Consider the following 15,429-nt stretch of genomic DNA (forward strand, 5'->3'; position numbering starts at 1 on the left):
GCCGGCACGGGCACGAGGTCGCGCTCATCGGGGTGTGCGCGAGCGCCGTGCTGGTGGTGCTCGTCGGAAACCCTGTTTCTCACTCACGACCCGCCGCGGCAGACCTAGCTCCGGGGGAGGGACTTCACAGCGGCGAGGAGCGCGTCGACGTCGGCTTCCGTCGTGTACGGCGCGATCCCCGCCCGCACCGCACCCGTGTCGCCGAGGCCGAGGTGCCGCGAGCACTCGATCGCGTAGAAGCTCCCCGCCGGCGCGTTGACCCCCTGCGCGCCGAGGTGCTCGTACACCGCCTGCGACGCGACGCCGTCGACGGAGAACAAGGCCGTCGGCGTCCGGTGCCGCGACGGCTGTCCGTACCGGGTCACCCCGGGAAGCGCCGCCAGACCGGCGTCCAGGCGGGCCAGCAGCACGTCTTCGTGGGCCCCGAGCGCCGTCAGCGACGTGACGAGCCGCGAGCGGCGTGAACCGGACCCGGGCACGAGACCGGCGAGGAAGTCGATCGCCGCCGTCGTTCCGGCCAGGAGCTCGTACGGGAGCGTGCCCAGCTCGAACCGCTCCGGGACGGCGTCCGTCGACGGCAGCAGCTTGTCCGGGTGCAGCGTCTCCAGCAACGACGGCGCCGCCACGACCAGCCCGAGGTGCGGGCCGAGGAACTTGTACGGCGAGCAGACGTAGAAGTCGGCCCCCAGCGCCGTGACGTCGACCGGTGCGTGCGGCGTGAGGTGGACACCGTCGACGTACAGCAGCGCGCCCGCGTCGTGCACCGCCGCCGCGATCGCCGGGATGTCCGGCCGGGTGCCGAGCAGGTTCGACGCCGCCGTGACCGCCACCAGCCGCGTCCGCGAGGACAGCAGCTCGGTGACGGCGGACGGCGCCAGGAGCCCGGTCGCCGGGTCGAAGTCCGCCCAGCGCACCGTCGCGCCGGCGGCCTCCGCGGCCTGGACCCACGGCCTGATGTTCGCGTCGTGGTCGAGCCGGGTGACGACGACCTCGTCGCCCGGGCCCCAGGTCTTCGCGAGCGTGCGGGAGAAGTCGTAGGTCAGCTGCGTCATGCTGCGCCCGACCACGACCCCGGCCGGATCGGCGGCGAGCAGGTCGGCGACGGCTTGGCGCGCCTCGGTGACCACCGCGCTCGCCCGGCGCTCGGCGGCCGTGACGACGCCGCGGTTGGCGATCCCGGAGCACAGCGTCCCGGCCACCGCTTCGCCGACGACGTCGGGAACCTGCGAGCCACCCGGCCCGTCGAAGTGCGCGGCGGTCAGCGCGGGGAAGTGCTTGCGGATCGTCCGCACGTCGTAGCTCATGGCGTCAGCGTGCCAGGAAGTCAGCGGCCGCGGTTGCGGGCGTGGTCGCGGGCCCGGCGCTCGTTGCCGTGCTTGTAGTTGCCCGTCGCGCGCGCCATGAGCAGCTGCTGGTCGTCGCCGCGGTCGGCGGCGGCCAGGAAGCGCGCGGCGGCGGACCCGCGCAGCGTCCCGGCCGGACGGCCGTGGTGCGTGATCGTCACGGTGCCGTGTTCGTCGATGCGGTAGGTGAAGCCGGTCGGTGTCCCCATCCGCCCAGGCTGGCACGGCGGGCAAGCGGTTTTGAGGGGGCGGAGTCCGGGGGTTTCCCGGATGGCGCCCGGGTGGGGACACGACAGAATGCCAAGGATGATCCGAGGGGGACGCAAGGTGCGGGCCAAGCTGGGGAACGCGTACGTGCTACTGGGTGCTCAGGCGCTCGTGCTGGTGGCGCTGCTCGTGTCGTACAACGACGGCCGGGTGCGGTTCCCCGCGTACCGCGTCGACCTGGACGTCTATCGGCTCGGGTCGGCGGCGCTGCTGCACGGCGACGCGCTGTACGGCACGCTGCCGCCCACCGGCGACGGTCAGCTCCTGCTGTTCACCTACCCGCCGTTCGCGGCGATCCTGCTGGCGCCGCTCGCGGTGCTGCCGTACTGGGCCGCTTGCCTCGTGGTCACCGTGGGCACCCTCGGCCTGCTCGCGTTGGTGCTGGTCACGGTGCTGCGCGCGCTGGGGGCACGCTGCGACTGGCGCCGGGTCGTGGTGTTGCTGCTGGCCGCCGAGGTGCTCGAGCCGGTCCTGCGCACGGTGTACGCGGGGCAGCTCGACGTGCTCCTGCTCGCGCTCGTCGTCCTGGACGTCCTGGTCGACACCCCGAAGTGGCCGCGTGGCCTGCTGATCGGCCTCGCCGCCGCGATCAAGCTGACCCCGGCGATCTTCCTGCTGTACCTCCTGCTCCGCCGCGACACCCGGGCGGCCTTGACCGGCGTCGTCACCTTCCTGGCCGCGACGGCGCTGGGCTTCCTGCTCGCCGGGGCGGACTCGGTGCGGTACTGGACGAGCGCGCTCTGGGACACCGGCCGCGTCGGCGAACCGACCTACGCCGGCGACCAGTCACTGCTGGGACTGCTCGCCCGGGCCGGGGTGCCCGCGGACGCGCGGACGGCGTGGTGGCTGCCGCTGGTCGCGGTCGTGCTCGTGCTGACCGCGCTGGGCGTGCGGCGCGCGCTGGCCGCGGGGGAGACGACCGTCGCGCTCGGGTTGAACGCCGTCGGCGGCCTGCTCGTCTCGCCGATCTCGTGGACGCACCACTGGGTCTGGGCCGTGGTCGTGCTGCTGGGCTGGGCCGAGCTGGCGCGTCGCACCCGGCGACTCGGGTTCGCCGCCGTGGCCGGGGTGGGCGTCGTGCTGTTCGTCACCGGCCCGCAGTGGTGGTGGCCGCGCGGCGGCGAAGTGGAGCGCGACTGGACCTTCCTTCAGCAGCTGACCGGCAACGGCTATGTCCTCTTCGGACTCGCGGTGCTGGTCATGGCGGTGCTCGTGCGGTTCCCGCGGCGGACCGACGACCTCAGCGGCGCCGTTCCGGCCGGCGCCACAGCCAGCCCGCTCCGAGGATGAGCATCGCCGTGCCGAACGCCAGCGCGAGGCAGATCCCCGCCGTGTTCAGCGGCAGCGCGTCCGTCACCGACCGCGGCAACGGCAGCAGCCCGGCGAGGCCGGCCACGGCGTAGCACGCACCGGCGGCGACCAGGAACCGGGCGGCGGCGCGCGAGGAGCGGGTGCAGAACACCGCGGTGGCGCCGGTCAGCAGGTGCACCACCGTCCACGCCCCCGACACCGCGAAGACCCCGAACAGGGTCCGCGCGGATCCTTCGCCGACCGTGACCCCCGGCATCAGCTCCAGCGCGCCCAGCACCAGGAACAGCAGGCCGATCAGCATGCCCATGCCCTGCACGGGGTCGGGGCCCCGCTTCGGCACCCGGGTCTCGGGTTCGGTGGTCGCCATGCTTCCCGGATTCCCCGCGAGCGCCCTTTTAATGCACTGGTTCAGGGGTAATCGGGGTGAAATCGGACCGAGGAGTGAACGATGACCGAGTACCGCCACACCGCGACCGCCGACGTCAACGCCGACGAGCTGTTCGCGTTCCTGAGCCACCCCGAGAACCTGCCGCGGTACTTCCCGGAGATGAAGGTCGCCGAGCCGAAGGGCGGCGACAGCGTGCACGTCGAGGCCGAGGTCCACGGCAAGCGGGTCGCGAGCGAGGCGTGGCTGCACACCGACTCGGCGAACCGGTCGCTGACGTGGGGCGCGGAAGGTCCTGACGACTACCACGGCGAGCTGAGGATCGCCGAGGACGGCCCGGCGTCGTCGGAGATCACCGTGACGCTGCACAGCGTTCGCGAGGCCGACGGCGGCGAGGTCCAGCAGGGCCTCGAACGCACGGTGGCCGCGATGACCCACGCGGCCTCCGCCGACGCCGACGTCGAAGCGGCCGAGGGTGAGGGCGGCTGGACGTCCTACGACACCGGCAAGGACTCGTCGAGCTGAGGCGGGAACGGCCCGTAGGCGTTGCCGCGCGCGCCGCGGGTGCGGAGCGCGGGCACGGCGAACAGGAGCTTGAGCAGGGCCGGGGGTGCGGTGCCGCGGCCACGCGCCCGCGCGGCGGCGGCACGTTTCTCGACCCGCACCTGGCCGGCCTGGACCCGCTCGATCGCGCGGATCCGGTCGGCCTGGACGCCGGCGAGGACGTCCGGGCCGGCCGCACCGCGGCGCAGCACCGGGATCAGGCGGTTCGCCGCGGCGACGGCGTCCTGGACCGCCATGAGAATGCCGTTGCCGCCGATGGGGGAGATGACGTGCGCCGCGTCGCCGAGCAGCAGCAGACCCGGGCGGTGCCAGCGTTCGACGCGGGAGATGTCGACCGACAGCAACGTCGTCTGCGAGAAGTCCGCGAGCAGGTGCGCGCGGTCGGCCAGCCACGGCACGCGCTCGCGGAGGAACGCCCGGATCGGCTCGACCCCGCCTTCGCGCAGCACCGGGTACGAGCCTTTCCCGATGCTGTAACCCACCTGCCAGTCGTGGACCCCGCCGAGGACGCCGACGTAGGCGTCGCGCCCGAAGTAGAGGTCGAGGTCGGCGTCGGGCGGGTCGCCGGGGGAGCGGGGCAGCCGGAACCAGAGCAGGTCGGTGGTGGCGCCGAGCGGCCGTGCGACGAGGCCCGCGAGCCGCCGCACGGTCGAGAAGCGCCCGTCGGCGCCGACGACCAGCGACGTCGTCAGCTCGCCGCCGCGGTAGCGGACGCCGGTCACCTTCCCGTCCTCTTCGAGCAGGCCGGTGACCTTGGCGTTCGTCCGGAGCGTGAACGCCGGCAGCGCGTCGGCCCGCTCGGCGAGGAAGTCGAGGAACCGCACCTGCGGCATCAGCGCTACGTAGCCGAACGGCGTGTCGAGCCGGTCGTAGTCGGCGCAGCTGTAGACGCCGGACGGGGTGTGGAAGCGGAACGACCGCGCCTTGAAGTGGTCGAGCCGCAGGAGGTCGTCGGCCAGGCCGAGCCGGTCGAGGAGTTCGAGGGTGTAGGGGTGCAGCGAGTCGCCGCGGAAGTCGCGGTCGAAGTCGGAGCGCGCTTCGAACACGGTGACGTCGATCCCGGCGCGGGCGAGCAGGTAGCCGAGCAGCAGCCCACCGGGGCCGCCGCCCGCGATCGCGACGCTCACGCCGTGTCCAAAGTGTCCACGGTGGACAGCCGGAACACCGCCATTCCGGGCAGGTGTTCGAGGATCTGCCCCAGGCTCGCGTCCTGGGGGACCGGGAAAGCCTTGACCGCCCACGGCACCGACATCGCGGCCAGGTATGTCGCGACCACTCCGGCGGCCTCGTCGCCGTCGACGGTCTCGGCGCGGCAGTCCTGCCGTTCGCCGGCCGCGAGCAGCGCGCATTCCGGCGCGTCCAGGAGGTTCGCGACCCAGTCGCGGTCGCGCACGGGCGAGACGAGGTAGCGCCCGCCGTCCCGCGCGACGACGGCCAGCGGCACGAGCCGCGGTTCGCCGGTGCTGCGGCCGCGGGTCTCGACGACGCGCAGCGCGTACCCGCCTTCGGGCGGGGCCTCGCCGGGCGCGTCGATCAGCTTGGCGGTCATTTCGGCGTTCATCGCTCGCACGTCCACCAGGTTCACGGTAGCAAAACTAGCTAGATTGTCTAGCTACCATAGAATGGCCAGGTGGAAGACAGCGTCGCGTTCCGGGTGAACCTCGCCCTGCGGGACCTGCTGGCGCTCGCCCACGACGTCCAGCTGGCCCTGGCCCGGCGCCTGGACCTCGGCGCGACCGACGTGCAGGCCCTGCAGCACCTGGCCGCGGGCACCCCGATGGGCACGGTCGACCTGGCGCACGCGCTCAAGATCCGCTCCGCGTCGGCGACGGTCCTGGTCGACCGCCTGGAGGCCGCCGGCCACGTCCGCCGCGACCGCCACCCCAGCGACGGGCGCCGCGTCACGCTGGTCATCGCCGACGCGGCCCGCGCCGAGGTCCGGGCGGCGCTGGCCCCGCTGGTCGACGCGGTGACCCGGCTGACGGCGGAGCTGGAGCCGGGGCAGGCCGAAGTGGTGGCGAAGTTCCTCGGCGACACCATGGAAGTGTTGCGCGCGTACGCTGCGGAGCCGCCCGGAGCGGGTTAGCGTTCCGCCCATGCGAGACGAGCCCGCGCTCTGGCTGTTCGCCGACCAGCTCGGGCCGCACTTCCACAGCACTCCCGAACACCGCGGCCGCGACGTGCTGCTGATCCGCTCGGCCGCGGCCTTCGCCGCGAAGCCGTTCCACCGGCAGAAGCTGCACCTGGTCCAGGCCGCGCTGTACCGGCTCGCCGCCGACCTCGGCGACCGCGTCACTCTGCTTGACGCCCCGGATTCTCGCACTGGCCTGCGCCGCTTCGGGCGGCCGGTCGTCGTGCACGAGCCGACGTCGCACGCCGCCGACGCCTTCGTCCGGCGGCTGCGCGACGAAGGCCTCGTCACGGAAATCCTGCCGACGCCCGGGTTCATGCTGTCCAAAGAGGACTTCGCCGGCTGGGCCGATGGGCGCACGCGGTTCGTGATGGAGGACTTCTACCGCGACCAGCGCCGCAAGTTCGGCGTGCTGCTGGAGCCGGACGGCGAACCCGAGGGCGGGCACTGGAACTACGACCAGGAGAACCGGCAGCCGCCGCCGAAGACCACCCGGCTCGACGTGCCCGCGCCCTGGCGCCCGCGGGAGAACGAGGTCGACGACCGCGTCCGCGCGGAGCTCGACGAAGCCGAGCGCGCCGGCAAGATCCACCCGGTGGGCGTCGACGGCCCGCGGCGGTTCGCCGTCGGGCACGACGAAGCGGACCGCGCCCTGCGGCGGTTCCTCGAGCACCGCCTGCCCGTGTTCGGGCCCCACCAGGACGCGATGCTCACCCACGACTGGGCGATGGCGCACGCGTTGCTTTCGGTGCCGCTCAACCTCGGCCTGCTCGACCCCCGCGACGTCGTGCGGCGGGCCGAAGAGCGCTACCGGGCCGGTGACGCGCCGCTGAGCAGCGTCGAAGGGTTCGTCCGACAGGTACTGGGCTGGCGCGAGTGGGTGTGGCACCTGTACTGGCACCAAGGCCCGGAGTACTTGCGCCGCAACGCTTTGCAGGCGCACCGCGAGCTGCCGGACTGGTGGCGTTCGCTGGACGCGGACGCCGTCGAAGCCGCCTGCCTGCGCACCGCGCTCGCCGGCGTGCGCGACCGCGGCTACGCCCACCACATCGAGCGCCTGATGGTGCTCGGCAACCACGCGCTGCAGCGCGGGTACGACCCGGCCGAGCTGACCCGCTGGTTCGCGACCGCCTTCGTGGACGGGTTCCCGTGGGTGATGCCGGCGAACGTGATCGGCATGAGCCAGTACGCCGACGGCGGGCTCGTCGGGACGAAGCCGTACGCGGCCGGCGGGGCGTACATCAACCGGATGAGTGACCATTGCCCCGGGTGTGTCTTCGACCCGAAGAAGCGGACCGGACCGGACGCGTGCCCGTTCACCGCCGGGTACTGGGCGTTCCTCGACCGCAACGCGGGACGGCTGCGGGGCAACCACCGGATGCGGCAGCCGTTGCGGGGCTTGGAAAGACTTGCGGACCGTGACGAGGTTGTCGCCCGAGAGGCTGACCGTCGCCACTTCTGAGTCCACACCATTGTGTAGCTAGCCGGATGGTCTTTGCTCTTTTACGGTGATTGCCTCCCTTTCCCCGGCGAAGGCGATCCTCCGTGTCCGACGCAGACCAGCGCGCTGGCGTGCTGTCCAAACGTGCTCTGGTGACCGCCTCGCACGCGGTCGAGCGCGCCGCGCTCGCCGACGGGACGGGCGCCGACACCGTGGTGTTCGCGCTGTTCCAGCGGTTGCCGTACTTCGAGCGAGAGCGCGACATGTACGCGCGGATCGCGCGGAAGGCGGCCGTCACGGTCGTCGGCATGGTCGACTCCGGCCGCCCCGACCTCCCGCACGGCGTCACACCGGTGCTGCTGCGCCCCGATGAGCCGATGGCGCGCGAGTGGTCGGTCGCCGTGCTGTCGCCGACGTTCGGGGCTTCGGTCGTCGCGCAGGACCTGGACGAGGTCGACCCGCAGGCGTCGTCGGTCGAGCGCGCCCGGCTGTTCCGCGGCCGCTGGGGGCTGCGCCGCGACGAGGCGTACGCGGAGGTCGTCCGGCTGCGCGACGCCATGGGCGAACGGCTGCCCCCGGCGGTGCGGCGAAAGGTCGACGAGGTCCTGGCGTCGGTGGAGACCCCGGCGGTGGTCGACGTCGAGAGCCGGGCGGAGGCGGCACTGCGGCACGTGGCGGCCCGGCTGGACGAGGCGCGCGCTTCGGCGCCGCCGGTCGCGGGCCCGGCCGTCGACCCGGACACCGGCCTCGACACCCTGGCGGGCCTGACGCGATGGCTCGGCGACGCGACGGACACGGTGCCGCTCGGGCTGGTGCTGATCGCGGTCGACGACCTCACCGCGGTCGAACGGCGCCACGGCACCCGCGTCCGGATGCACACGGAGCAGAACATCGCCGACCTGCTCCGCGGCGGACTGCGCCCGCTCGACCGCGCGGTCCGGCTCGGACCGGGGGAGTTCCTGGTGGTCCAGCCGGCGGTGCCGGCGGCGGAGCTGGCGTCCCGCAGCCACCACCTGCAGCGCCGATTGGCGGCTTTGCACGCGACTTATCCGTTCGTGGACCTGCACCCGCGGACGACGACGCTGCTGACCCGCCGGCGCCCGTTGCCGCTGGGGAAGCTCCGCGCTCAGCTGCGAGAGGTGCCGACGGTGACGCTGTGGCCGCCCAGCCAGGGCTCGTTGCCGATCCCGCCGGAGCCGCAGGGCCTGATGATGCGCTCGGCGGCGGGTGCCTGGTTCCGCTGACGGCGGCTCGCCGGTTCGACTGGGCAGCGTCGCCGGCCACGCTTATGTATAACGACCTATACAGTTGGCGATGGTTCGGCGTAAGTCGCGGCGCCGGTTGAGAACCGAAACCAGCAGCGGGTGCGAAGATCCACCAGCGCAACTTGCACCCCCGCGGAACCCGGGTCTGCGATCATCAGTGCGTGAAGCCGCGCCGCTGGAACCCGGAAACCGTCGCGCCGCCGCTCGGGCGGTACAGCCACCTGGCCGAGGTGCCCGCTGGGCACCGGCTCGTCTTCCTGGCCGGGCAGCTCGGCGTGGCACCCGATGGAGAGCTCGCGGCCGACGCAGAAGCGCAGGCGCGGCAGATCTTCGCCAACCTCGAAGCGCTCCTCGCAGCCGAGGGGGCCGGGCCGGAGCACCTCGTCAAGCTGCTGACGCTGGTGGCGGGCACCGAGCACCTCGCCGGGTACCGCGTCGCACAGGCCGAGGCGTTCGCGAAGTGGTTCCCGGAGGGCGACTTCCCGGCACAGACCCTGGCGGTCGTGGCGGCGCTGGCGGGGCCGGACTACGCGGTGGAGGTCGAGGCGATCGCCGCGGTGCCCACCTAGACGACCGGCCTCTCGGGTGTCTTGAATGAGTCATTCAGGACCTCCGAAGACCTGAATGACTCATTCAGGACGTTTGGTGGGTCAGTCAAGACATGCGGCTAAGCGAAGATCGCTAGCAGGAGCCCGCCACCGATGATCAGCGTGCACGCCGCGATCGTCGTGCGGCGGTAGTGGAGGATCAGCGCCGCGAACTCGCGCAGCAGCGCGCTCGGCAGGAAGTACCGCGCCGTCGGCGCGCCCGTCGCGTCGAACGGCAGGCCCAGCCGGCGGCACTCCACCGCCGTGCGGAACACGTGGTAGTTGCTGGTCACCGCCAGCACCCGGGGCGGCCGCACGCCGCCGGGCAGCAGCTTCGCCGAGAACGCCAGGTTCTCCTCGGTCGTCGTCGCGCGGTCTTCGCGGCGGATCCGGTCGGCCGGGATTCCGTGCGAGCGCAGGTATTCCTGCATCGCCGAAGCCTCGGTCGTCGTCTCGCCGGGACCGCAGCCGCCTGACACCACCAGCAGCGGAGGCGTCGCTTCGCGCTCGTACAGCCGGATCGCGCGGTCGAGCCGGGCCGCGAGCAGTGGCGTCACGCGGTCGCCGGCCAGGCCGCTGCCCAGCACGATGATCGCGTCGAAGCCCGTGCGCCGCCGCAGCCTGCCGTACAGGATCGAGTACCCGAGCAGGGACGCGAACAGGAACCCGAAGTAGCAGGCGAGCACCGCGGCCGTCGCCACCAGGGCCGAGCCCCAGCGGCCGAGCGGCGCGAAAAACAGCCCTTCGAGCGCCAGCATGCCGACGCCGAGCAGGAACGAGAGCAGGTTCGCGAGACTCCGGCCTTCGCGCCGCACCATCCGGACGCCGTTGACGATCAGCGCGCCCGGCAGCACCACCGCGACCACCGCCGCGACGACCGCCAGCACTCCGACCAGGATCGGCGTCAGCCACTCCAGGTGCAGCGCCGCGCGCAACAGCCACAGTCCGCTCAGCAGCAGCGCCACCCCGAGCCAGACGGCGTTGCCGAGCCGGCGCGGCTCGCGGGCCAAGCGGACCGCGAACACCAGCAAGGCCGCCGCGGCACAGCCGGGCAGCACGACAGCGGTGACGCTCACCCGGCCCCCCCACCTCCCCCGAAGAGGCCAAGGTAGAGCACGCGGACCCGGTGGCCGCCCACCGGGTCCGCGTCCACAGTGGATCCCGTCAGGCCTTGTGCTGCATGCTCGACCGCGCCGGGTTGCCCTGGTCCGCGGCCTTCGGGTCGGTCTCGTCCTGCTTGGCGCGCACGCCCGACTCGATCCGGTCGCCGAGGTCCTTGTCGACGGTGCGCCAGTAGTCGAACGCTCGCAGCAGGACCGGTTCGGAGACGCCGTTGAGCAGGTGCCCGACGACGTTGTCGACGAGCCGGCCGCGGGCGTCGTCGTCGAGCACCTCGCGGACCATCGTCCCGGCCTGGCCCCAGTCGTCGTCGTCTTCGCGCAGCGTGTACGCCGTGCGGACCATGTCGCCGTCGGTGTGCCAGCCCGCCGGCTGCCCGTACCGGGCGACGTCCGCACGCGGGCCGCCCTTCGAGTTCGGCGCGTACACCGGGTCGGAGACCTTCGTGTACCGCATCGCGCCGTCCTTGCTGTAGCTGTGCACGGGGGCGACGGGCGCGTTGACCGGCAGCTGCCGGTAGTTCGCGCCGATCCGGTAACGGTGCGCGTCCGGGTAGGAGAACAGCCGGCCGAGCAGCATCTTGTCGGGGCTCGCGCCGATCCCCGGCACCAGGTTGCCCGGCTCGAACGCGGCCTGCTCGATCTCGGCGTGGTGGTCGGTCGGGTTGCGGTCGAGCGTCATCCGGCCGACGTCGATCAGCGGGTAGTCGACGTGCGGCCACACCTTCGTCAGGTCGAAGGGGTTGAACCGGTACGTCTTCGCGTCGTCGAAGGGCATGACCTGCACCTTCAACGTCCAGCTCGGGTGGTCGCCGCGCTCGATCGCCTCGTAGAGGTCGCGTGTGTGGTAGTCGGTGTCGGCCGACGCCATCTGGTCGGCCTCGTCCTGCGTGAACGTCTCGACGCCCTGATCGGTCTTGAAGTGGTACTTCACCCAGAAACGTTCGCCGGCGGCGTTGACCCACATGAACGTGTGCGAGCTGTAGCCGTTCATGTGGCGCCAGGTCCGCGGGATCCCGCGGTCGCCCATCAGCCACGTCACCTGGTGCGCCGACTCCGGCGACAGCGTCCAGAAGTCCCACTGCATGTCGTGGTCGCGCAGGTTGTTGTCGGCGCGGCGCTTCTGCGACCGGATGAAGTGCTGAAACTTCATCGGGTCCCGGACGAAGAACACCGGGGTGTTGTTCCCGACCATGTCGTAGTTGCCTTCGCCGGTGTAGAACTTCACCGCGAAGCCGCGCGGGTCGCGCCAGGTGTCGGGGCTGCCGCGCTCCCCGGCCACGGTGGAGAACCGGACCAGCAGGTCGGTCTTCGCGCCCGGCTGGAAGACGGCGGCCTTCGTGTACGCGCTGACGTCGCCGGTCACCTCGAAGCGCCCGAACGCGCCGCTGCCCTTGGCGTGCGGCTGGCGTTCGGGGACGCGTTCGCGGTTGAACTGCGCCATCTGCTCGATGAGGTAGTTGTCGTGCAGCAGGATCGGCCCGTCGGGACCGACGGTGAGCGAGTGCTCGTCGCTCTCGACCGGGATGCCGGCGTCGGTGGTGGTCGGTTCGGTCACGGTGATGCCTCTTTCCGGGAAGTGGTGGCGCGGCAAGCGGGGCAGACGCCCCAGAACACCACTTCCGCTTCGTCGACCAGGAAGCCGTGTGCGTCGTCCGGGGTCAGGCACGGGGCGGCGCCGACCACGCAGTCGACGTCCTCCGTCCGCCCGCAGCGGCGGCACACGACGTGGTGGTGGTTGTCCCCGGCCCGCCGTTCGAAGCGGGCCGGGTGGCCGGGCAGCTCGATCCGCCGGATCAGGCCGGCCGCCGCACACGCGCCCAGGACGTCGTAGACCGCCTGGGTGGACACGGATCCCAGCACCGAGCGGACCCCGGCGCCGATTTCGTCCACTGTGGAATGAGGATGGCCGCCCAGCCACGTGAGCACCGCCCGCCGGGGCGCGGTGACGCGCAGGCCGGCGGCCCGCAGTGTGGTGGTCGCATCGCTCATGACACCCCACCGTCCGCGCTCTTCTGGATCGGGTCAAGTCCTCGGATGGACGGTTTGACCGGCCGGAAAACGGGTAATGGCACACCGTTCTGGCATGGTGGAGGGGTGAAACCGGCCTTCGTGTTGCACGAGCACTGGCGCCCGCGGCACCACTTCGACCTCCGGCTCGAGGAGGACGGCGTGCTGCGTTCATGGGCGGTGCCGCGCGGCCTCCCGCCGGACGCGAGCGGCAACCGGCTCGCGGTCGCCGTGCCCGATCACGCGCTCGACCACCTCGCCTACGAGGACGACACGAAGAAGGTCGCCGACACGGGCTGGTGGGAGGAGCACGACCGGACGGAGAAGCGGATCCTGTTCACCCTGCACGGCCGGACGGGCGCGGTCCGGTACGCGCTGATCCGCACCGGCCGGGACTGGCTCCTGCACCGCACCCGCGACCAGCCGGGAGACGCCGATGCCGCGCGCTGAGGTCCTGTCCGCCACGCCCACGCTCTTCCGCGACGATGGCGCGCTCGACGGACCGGCGAACACCGCGTTGCTGAACCGGCTGGACGGCCGGGTGGACGGCGTCTTCGTCGCCGGGACGACCGGCGAGTTCCCCGCACTCGACCGTGCCGAACGCCGGGAACTCGCCCGGCTCGCGCTGACGGTGTTCGGGCCGGATCGCACGATCGTCCACGTCGGCGCGGCGAGCACCCGCGAGGCCGTGGCGCTCACGGCGGACGCGCTCGCCGCGGGGGCCACCCGCCTGGCCGTGCTCACGCCGTACTACCTCCCGGTGGACGCCGAGGCGGTCCGGCGGCACTTCGCCGCCGTCGCCGAGGCCGCCGGGGATGCCGCCGTCTACGGCTACCTGTTCCCGGAGCGCACCGGCGTCACGCTCACCCCGGCGGAGTTCGCCGCGACCGGCCTCCGGGGCGGCAAACTGTCCGGTGCCGCGGCGGCGCGGTTCGCGGACTTCCGGGCGGCGCTGCCGGACGCGCGGCTCTGGTCCGGCGCCGACACGGACCTGGCGGCGGTGGCCCGGGCCGGTGGGGCGGGCATCGTGTCGGGCCTGTCCGCGGCGTTCCCGGACCCGTTCCTGGATTTGGCGATCGCGGTCGAAGAGGGGGACGCCGAAGCCGAGCGGGCGGCTCAGGCGCGTGCGGACGAGGTCTCGGACGTGCTGGGCGGCACCGTGGCGGGGATCAAGGAGGCGTTGCGGCAGCTCGGCATCGGCACCGGCGCGCTCCGGATGCCGGCGTCGGCGCCGGCCGTCGACCGGATCGCGGCTTACGCCCGCCGCAGCTGAACCCCGGCGCGCATCGCCCGGTGGGCCCAGTGGCCGAGGACGGCGAGCAGCGCGATCTCCAGCACCATCATCAGGCGTTCCACCAGGCCGGTCGCGACCGTCGGGAGATGACCGCCGAGGACGACGTTCACCGCGAACGGCACGATGAACGGCAGGTAGAACGGGATCGCGGCCAGCGCCAGCCGGCGCGACCAGGTCGCGAAGCGGCGCCAGCGCGGGTCGTCGCGGTGGCGGCGGCCCAGCGTCCAGCCGACGATCGGCAGGCTGAGGCACGTCACCGCCGAGGCGTAGAGGTGGATCTTGCCGGTGGCCGTGATGGCGCCGCCCTGCGGATCCTTCGCGAAGACCGCGACCGCGAGCAGGCTGAGGCACCACAGCGCCTTCGCCGCCACCAGCGCCGGGTTGGCCAGCAGTCCGCGGCGGTAGAGCGCGACCAGCAGCAGCGCCGAGCCGGTGCTGGTGAGCAGCAGCGCGCCGTCCCACATCCAGCGACCCGGGCTCAGCGCGTAGTCGCTGAGCATCGTGCTGACCGGGTCGAGTGGCGCGAGCCGGCGGTCGAGGTGCAGCACGGCCAGCAGGACGACGGCGCCGGCGAGGGCGGTCAGTGCCCCGGGCACGAGCAGCCGGGCAGGCAGTGAGGGACGGATGGGTGAAGGGGACAGCATGCGTTAAGACACTCCGCGACGGCTCGGCTGGTTCAGGCGCAAGCCGGGGACGCTACCTGTGACCTTTCCGTGACCATCGCGGGACACGCCCGAGATGTGACCCGTACCACCCATACCCCCGGCGGCACTTCACGTGAAAGTGACCACCTGGGGCGGAGCTTTCACGTGAAAGTGCGCGTCAGCGCTCGCCGTCCTGCTGGGGGATCTCCGCCGAGTCCGTCAGCCGGAGCTTGCGGCGCGCCCGCTGGTAGAACGTCGTCATCCCGAGCCGGACCACCCGCGCCGCGCTGGGGCGGGCGTGCAGGTCGAGGCGGTCGCCGGGGGAGACGTACCCCTGGACCTGGCCGTCGACCTCCACCGCCAGCCGGCCGCTGGTCGGCAGCAGCTCCAGCGTCACCTCGTCGTGCACCGACAGCACGATGCCCCGGCTGTACGCGGAGTGCGGCGCCGCCGGTGTGACCAGCAGCGCCTCGACCGACGGGCTGGTGATCGGGCCGCCGGCCGAGAAGCTGTACGCCGTCGAGCCGGTCGGGGTGGCGACGACCACCGCGTCCGCCGAGTAGCTGACGAACTGCTGGCCGCCGACGTGCACCGCCACCACCGCGCTGCCGTCGCCGGGTACGCGCACCACCGCGATGTCGTTGAACGCCGTGATCCGGCGGCCCTCCAGCACGGCGTCCACGGCCAGCCGCGGCTCCACCGTGAACTGGTGGTCGTCGATGGCCGAGAGTGCGCCGGGCAGGTCGGGGACGTCGACCTCGGCCAGGAAGCCCAGCTTGCCGAGGTTCACCCCGAGCACCGGCGCGCGCTGGCCGTCGGCCAGCCGCATGGCCCGCAGCATCGTGCCGTCGCCGCCCAGGCTGACCACCAGGTCGGACCGGCGGCCGAGCTCCTCGGGCGTCACCCCGATCGCCGCGCAGTTCAGGCGGACGATCTCATCGGCGATGCCGAGGATCTCGATGTTCCGGTTGCCGGCCCAGCCGAGCACGGCTTCGACGGCGGCCGCCGAGTCGCGGCGGGGGTGCAGCACAAGTCCCGCGGAGTGCATGTCAGCGACCCCGGACAGGCG

Annotated in this window: 18 protein-coding genes; 8 read left to right on the forward strand and 10 right to left on the reverse strand. The window is 72.7% G+C overall.

The features are described 5' to 3' along the window. Nucleotides 1-104 precede the first annotated feature (104 nt). Entirely contained in the window at nt 105-1,304 is a 1,200-nt protein-coding gene (locus tag AB0M59_RS27370) for a cysteine desulfurase-like protein (RefSeq protein WP_364620273.1), read from the reverse strand. Between the two features lie 20 nt (nt 1,305-1,324). Continuing rightward, the gene (locus AB0M59_RS27375) at nt 1,325-1,552 is read right to left on the reverse strand and encodes a hypothetical protein (protein ID WP_285996014.1); all 228 of its coding nucleotides are present in this window, start codon (nt 1,550-1,552) and stop codon (nt 1,325-1,327) included. A 97-nt stretch (nt 1,553-1,649) separates the two neighbouring features. Between AB0M59_RS27375 and AB0M59_RS27380 the strand changes: the two genes are divergently transcribed. Beyond that, nucleotides 1,650-2,900, forward strand: a complete 1,251-nt coding sequence (locus AB0M59_RS27380; protein ID WP_364620276.1) for a glycosyltransferase 87 family protein — start codon at nt 1,650-1,652, stop codon at nt 2,898-2,900. On the opposite strand, the gene AB0M59_RS27385 is transcribed toward AB0M59_RS27380, so the two are convergent. Further along, nucleotides 2,851-3,288, reverse strand: coding sequence for a DUF4383 domain-containing protein (locus tag AB0M59_RS27385; RefSeq protein ID WP_364620278.1), 438 nt, complete (start codon nt 3,286-3,288; stop codon nt 2,851-2,853). The genes AB0M59_RS27380 and AB0M59_RS27385 overlap by 50 nt on opposite strands. Before the next feature lie 81 nt (nt 3,289-3,369). On the opposite strand from AB0M59_RS27385, the gene AB0M59_RS27390 reads away from it, so the two are divergent. Beyond that, the gene (locus tag AB0M59_RS27390) at nt 3,370-3,831 is read left to right on the forward strand and encodes an SRPBCC family protein (RefSeq protein ID WP_364620281.1); all 462 of its coding nucleotides are present in this window, start codon (nt 3,370-3,372) and stop codon (nt 3,829-3,831) included. On the opposite strand, the gene AB0M59_RS27395 is transcribed toward AB0M59_RS27390, so the two are convergent. Beyond that, a complete protein-coding gene (locus AB0M59_RS27395) occupies nt 3,801-4,997 on the reverse strand; it encodes an FAD-dependent oxidoreductase (protein ID WP_364620283.1) in 1,197 nt (398 codons plus the stop codon). The two genes, AB0M59_RS27390 and AB0M59_RS27395, sit on opposite strands and share 31 nt — an antisense overlap. Further along, a complete protein-coding gene (locus AB0M59_RS27400) occupies nt 4,994-5,446 on the reverse strand; it encodes a nitroreductase/quinone reductase family protein (RefSeq protein WP_364620285.1) in 453 nt (150 codons plus the stop codon). Before AB0M59_RS27400 ends, AB0M59_RS27395 begins: the two co-directional genes overlap by 4 nt. Nucleotides 5,447-5,500: 54 nt before the next feature. On the opposite strand from AB0M59_RS27400, the gene AB0M59_RS27405 reads away from it, so the two are divergent. The 4 genes from AB0M59_RS27405 (at nt 5,501) to AB0M59_RS27420 (ending at nt 9,276) form a co-directional block, all read left to right on the forward strand. After that, complete coding sequence (locus AB0M59_RS27405; protein WP_364620287.1) at nt 5,501-5,956, forward strand: MarR family winged helix-turn-helix transcriptional regulator; 456 nt, start codon at nt 5,501-5,503, stop codon at nt 5,954-5,956. A 10-nt stretch (nt 5,957-5,966) separates the two neighbouring features. After that, nucleotides 5,967-7,463: a cryptochrome/photolyase family protein gene (locus AB0M59_RS27410; RefSeq protein ID WP_364620290.1), complete on the forward strand. Its 1,497-nt coding sequence runs from the start codon at nt 5,967-5,969 to the stop codon at nt 7,461-7,463. An 83-nt stretch (nt 7,464-7,546) separates the two neighbouring features. Beyond that, nucleotides 7,547-8,686 carry a DICT sensory domain-containing protein gene (locus AB0M59_RS27415; RefSeq protein WP_364620293.1) on the forward strand — a complete coding sequence of 380 codons (1,140 nt, stop codon included), beginning with the start codon at nt 7,547-7,549 and terminating at the stop codon, nt 8,684-8,686. A gap of 182 nt (nt 8,687-8,868) precedes the next feature. Beyond that, nucleotides 8,869-9,276 carry a RidA family protein gene (locus AB0M59_RS27420; protein WP_364620296.1) on the forward strand — a complete coding sequence of 136 codons (408 nt, stop codon included), beginning with the start codon at nt 8,869-8,871 and terminating at the stop codon, nt 9,274-9,276. A gap of 98 nt (nt 9,277-9,374) precedes the next feature. Here the strand turns inward: AB0M59_RS27420 and AB0M59_RS27425 are convergent, their stop codons facing one another. From AB0M59_RS27425 to AB0M59_RS27435, 3 genes are all read right to left on the reverse strand, one after another. After that, a complete protein-coding gene (locus tag AB0M59_RS27425) occupies nt 9,375-10,370 on the reverse strand; it encodes a YdcF family protein (RefSeq protein WP_364620299.1) in 996 nt (331 codons plus the stop codon). Nucleotides 10,371-10,458: 88 nt separating this feature from the next. After that, entirely contained in the window at nt 10,459-11,970 is a 1,512-nt protein-coding gene (locus tag AB0M59_RS27430) for a catalase (RefSeq protein ID WP_364620302.1), read from the reverse strand. Further along, a complete protein-coding gene (locus AB0M59_RS27435) occupies nt 11,967-12,404 on the reverse strand; it encodes a Fur family transcriptional regulator (protein ID WP_364620304.1) in 438 nt (145 codons plus the stop codon). Before AB0M59_RS27435 ends, AB0M59_RS27430 begins: the two co-directional genes overlap by 4 nt. Nucleotides 12,405-12,509: 105 nt before the next feature. Between AB0M59_RS27435 and AB0M59_RS27440 the strand changes: the two genes are divergently transcribed. Both AB0M59_RS27440 and AB0M59_RS27445 read left to right on the forward strand, forming a co-directional pair. Beyond that, nucleotides 12,510-12,872, forward strand: coding sequence for a DNA polymerase ligase N-terminal domain-containing protein (locus AB0M59_RS27440; protein ID WP_364620307.1), 363 nt, complete (start codon nt 12,510-12,512; stop codon nt 12,870-12,872). Then, nucleotides 12,859-13,695: a dihydrodipicolinate synthase family protein gene (locus tag AB0M59_RS27445; protein WP_364620309.1), complete on the forward strand. Its 837-nt coding sequence runs from the start codon at nt 12,859-12,861 to the stop codon at nt 13,693-13,695. The genes AB0M59_RS27440 and AB0M59_RS27445 overlap by 14 nt, the downstream gene beginning before the upstream one ends. Here AB0M59_RS27445 and AB0M59_RS27450 read toward each other — a convergent pair. Together AB0M59_RS27450 and AB0M59_RS27455 are read right to left on the reverse strand one after the other, a co-directional pair. Continuing rightward, a complete protein-coding gene (locus AB0M59_RS27450) occupies nt 13,677-14,360 on the reverse strand; it encodes a DUF998 domain-containing protein (RefSeq protein ID WP_364620312.1) in 684 nt (227 codons plus the stop codon). The two genes, AB0M59_RS27445 and AB0M59_RS27450, sit on opposite strands and share 19 nt — an antisense overlap. Before the next feature lie 178 nt (nt 14,361-14,538). Continuing rightward, nucleotides 14,539-15,408 carry an NAD(+)/NADH kinase gene (locus AB0M59_RS27455; RefSeq protein WP_364620315.1) on the reverse strand — a complete coding sequence of 290 codons (870 nt, stop codon included), beginning with the start codon at nt 15,406-15,408 and terminating at the stop codon, nt 14,539-14,541. Nucleotides 15,409-15,429 lie beyond the last annotated feature (21 nt).

The sequence above is a fragment of the Amycolatopsis sp. NPDC051371 genome (genome assembly GCF_040682155.1).
Lineage (GTDB): Bacteria > Actinomycetota > Actinomycetes > Mycobacteriales > Pseudonocardiaceae > Amycolatopsis.

Coding starts and splice junctions, on each gene's coding strand:
- AB0M59_RS27410 (WP_364620290.1), top strand. CDS start 5,967: ATGCGAGACGAGCCCGCGCTCTGGCTGTTCGCCGACCAGCTCGGGCCG.
- AB0M59_RS27435 (WP_364620304.1), bottom strand. CDS start 12,404: ATGAGCGATGCGACCACCACACTGCGGGCCGCCGGCCTGCGCGTCACC.
- AB0M59_RS27445 (WP_364620309.1), top strand. CDS start 12,859: ATGCCGCGCGCTGAGGTCCTGTCCGCCACGCCCACGCTCTTCCGCGAC.
- AB0M59_RS27375 (WP_285996014.1), bottom strand. CDS start 1,552: ATGGGGACACCGACCGGCTTCACCTACCGCATCGACGAACACGGCACC.
- AB0M59_RS27385 (WP_364620278.1), bottom strand. CDS start 3,288: ATGGCGACCACCGAACCCGAGACCCGGGTGCCGAAGCGGGGCCCCGAC.
- AB0M59_RS27450 (WP_364620312.1), bottom strand. CDS start 14,360: ATGCTGTCCCCTTCACCCATCCGTCCCTCACTGCCTGCCCGGCTGCTC.
- AB0M59_RS27380 (WP_364620276.1), top strand. CDS start 1,650: ATGATCCGAGGGGGACGCAAGGTGCGGGCCAAGCTGGGGAACGCGTAC.
- AB0M59_RS27370 (WP_364620273.1), bottom strand. CDS start 1,304: ATGAGCTACGACGTGCGGACGATCCGCAAGCACTTCCCCGCGCTGACC.
- AB0M59_RS27455 (WP_364620315.1), bottom strand. CDS start 15,408: ATGCACTCCGCGGGACTTGTGCTGCACCCCCGCCGCGACTCGGCGGCC.
- AB0M59_RS27390 (WP_364620281.1), top strand. CDS start 3,370: ATGACCGAGTACCGCCACACCGCGACCGCCGACGTCAACGCCGACGAG.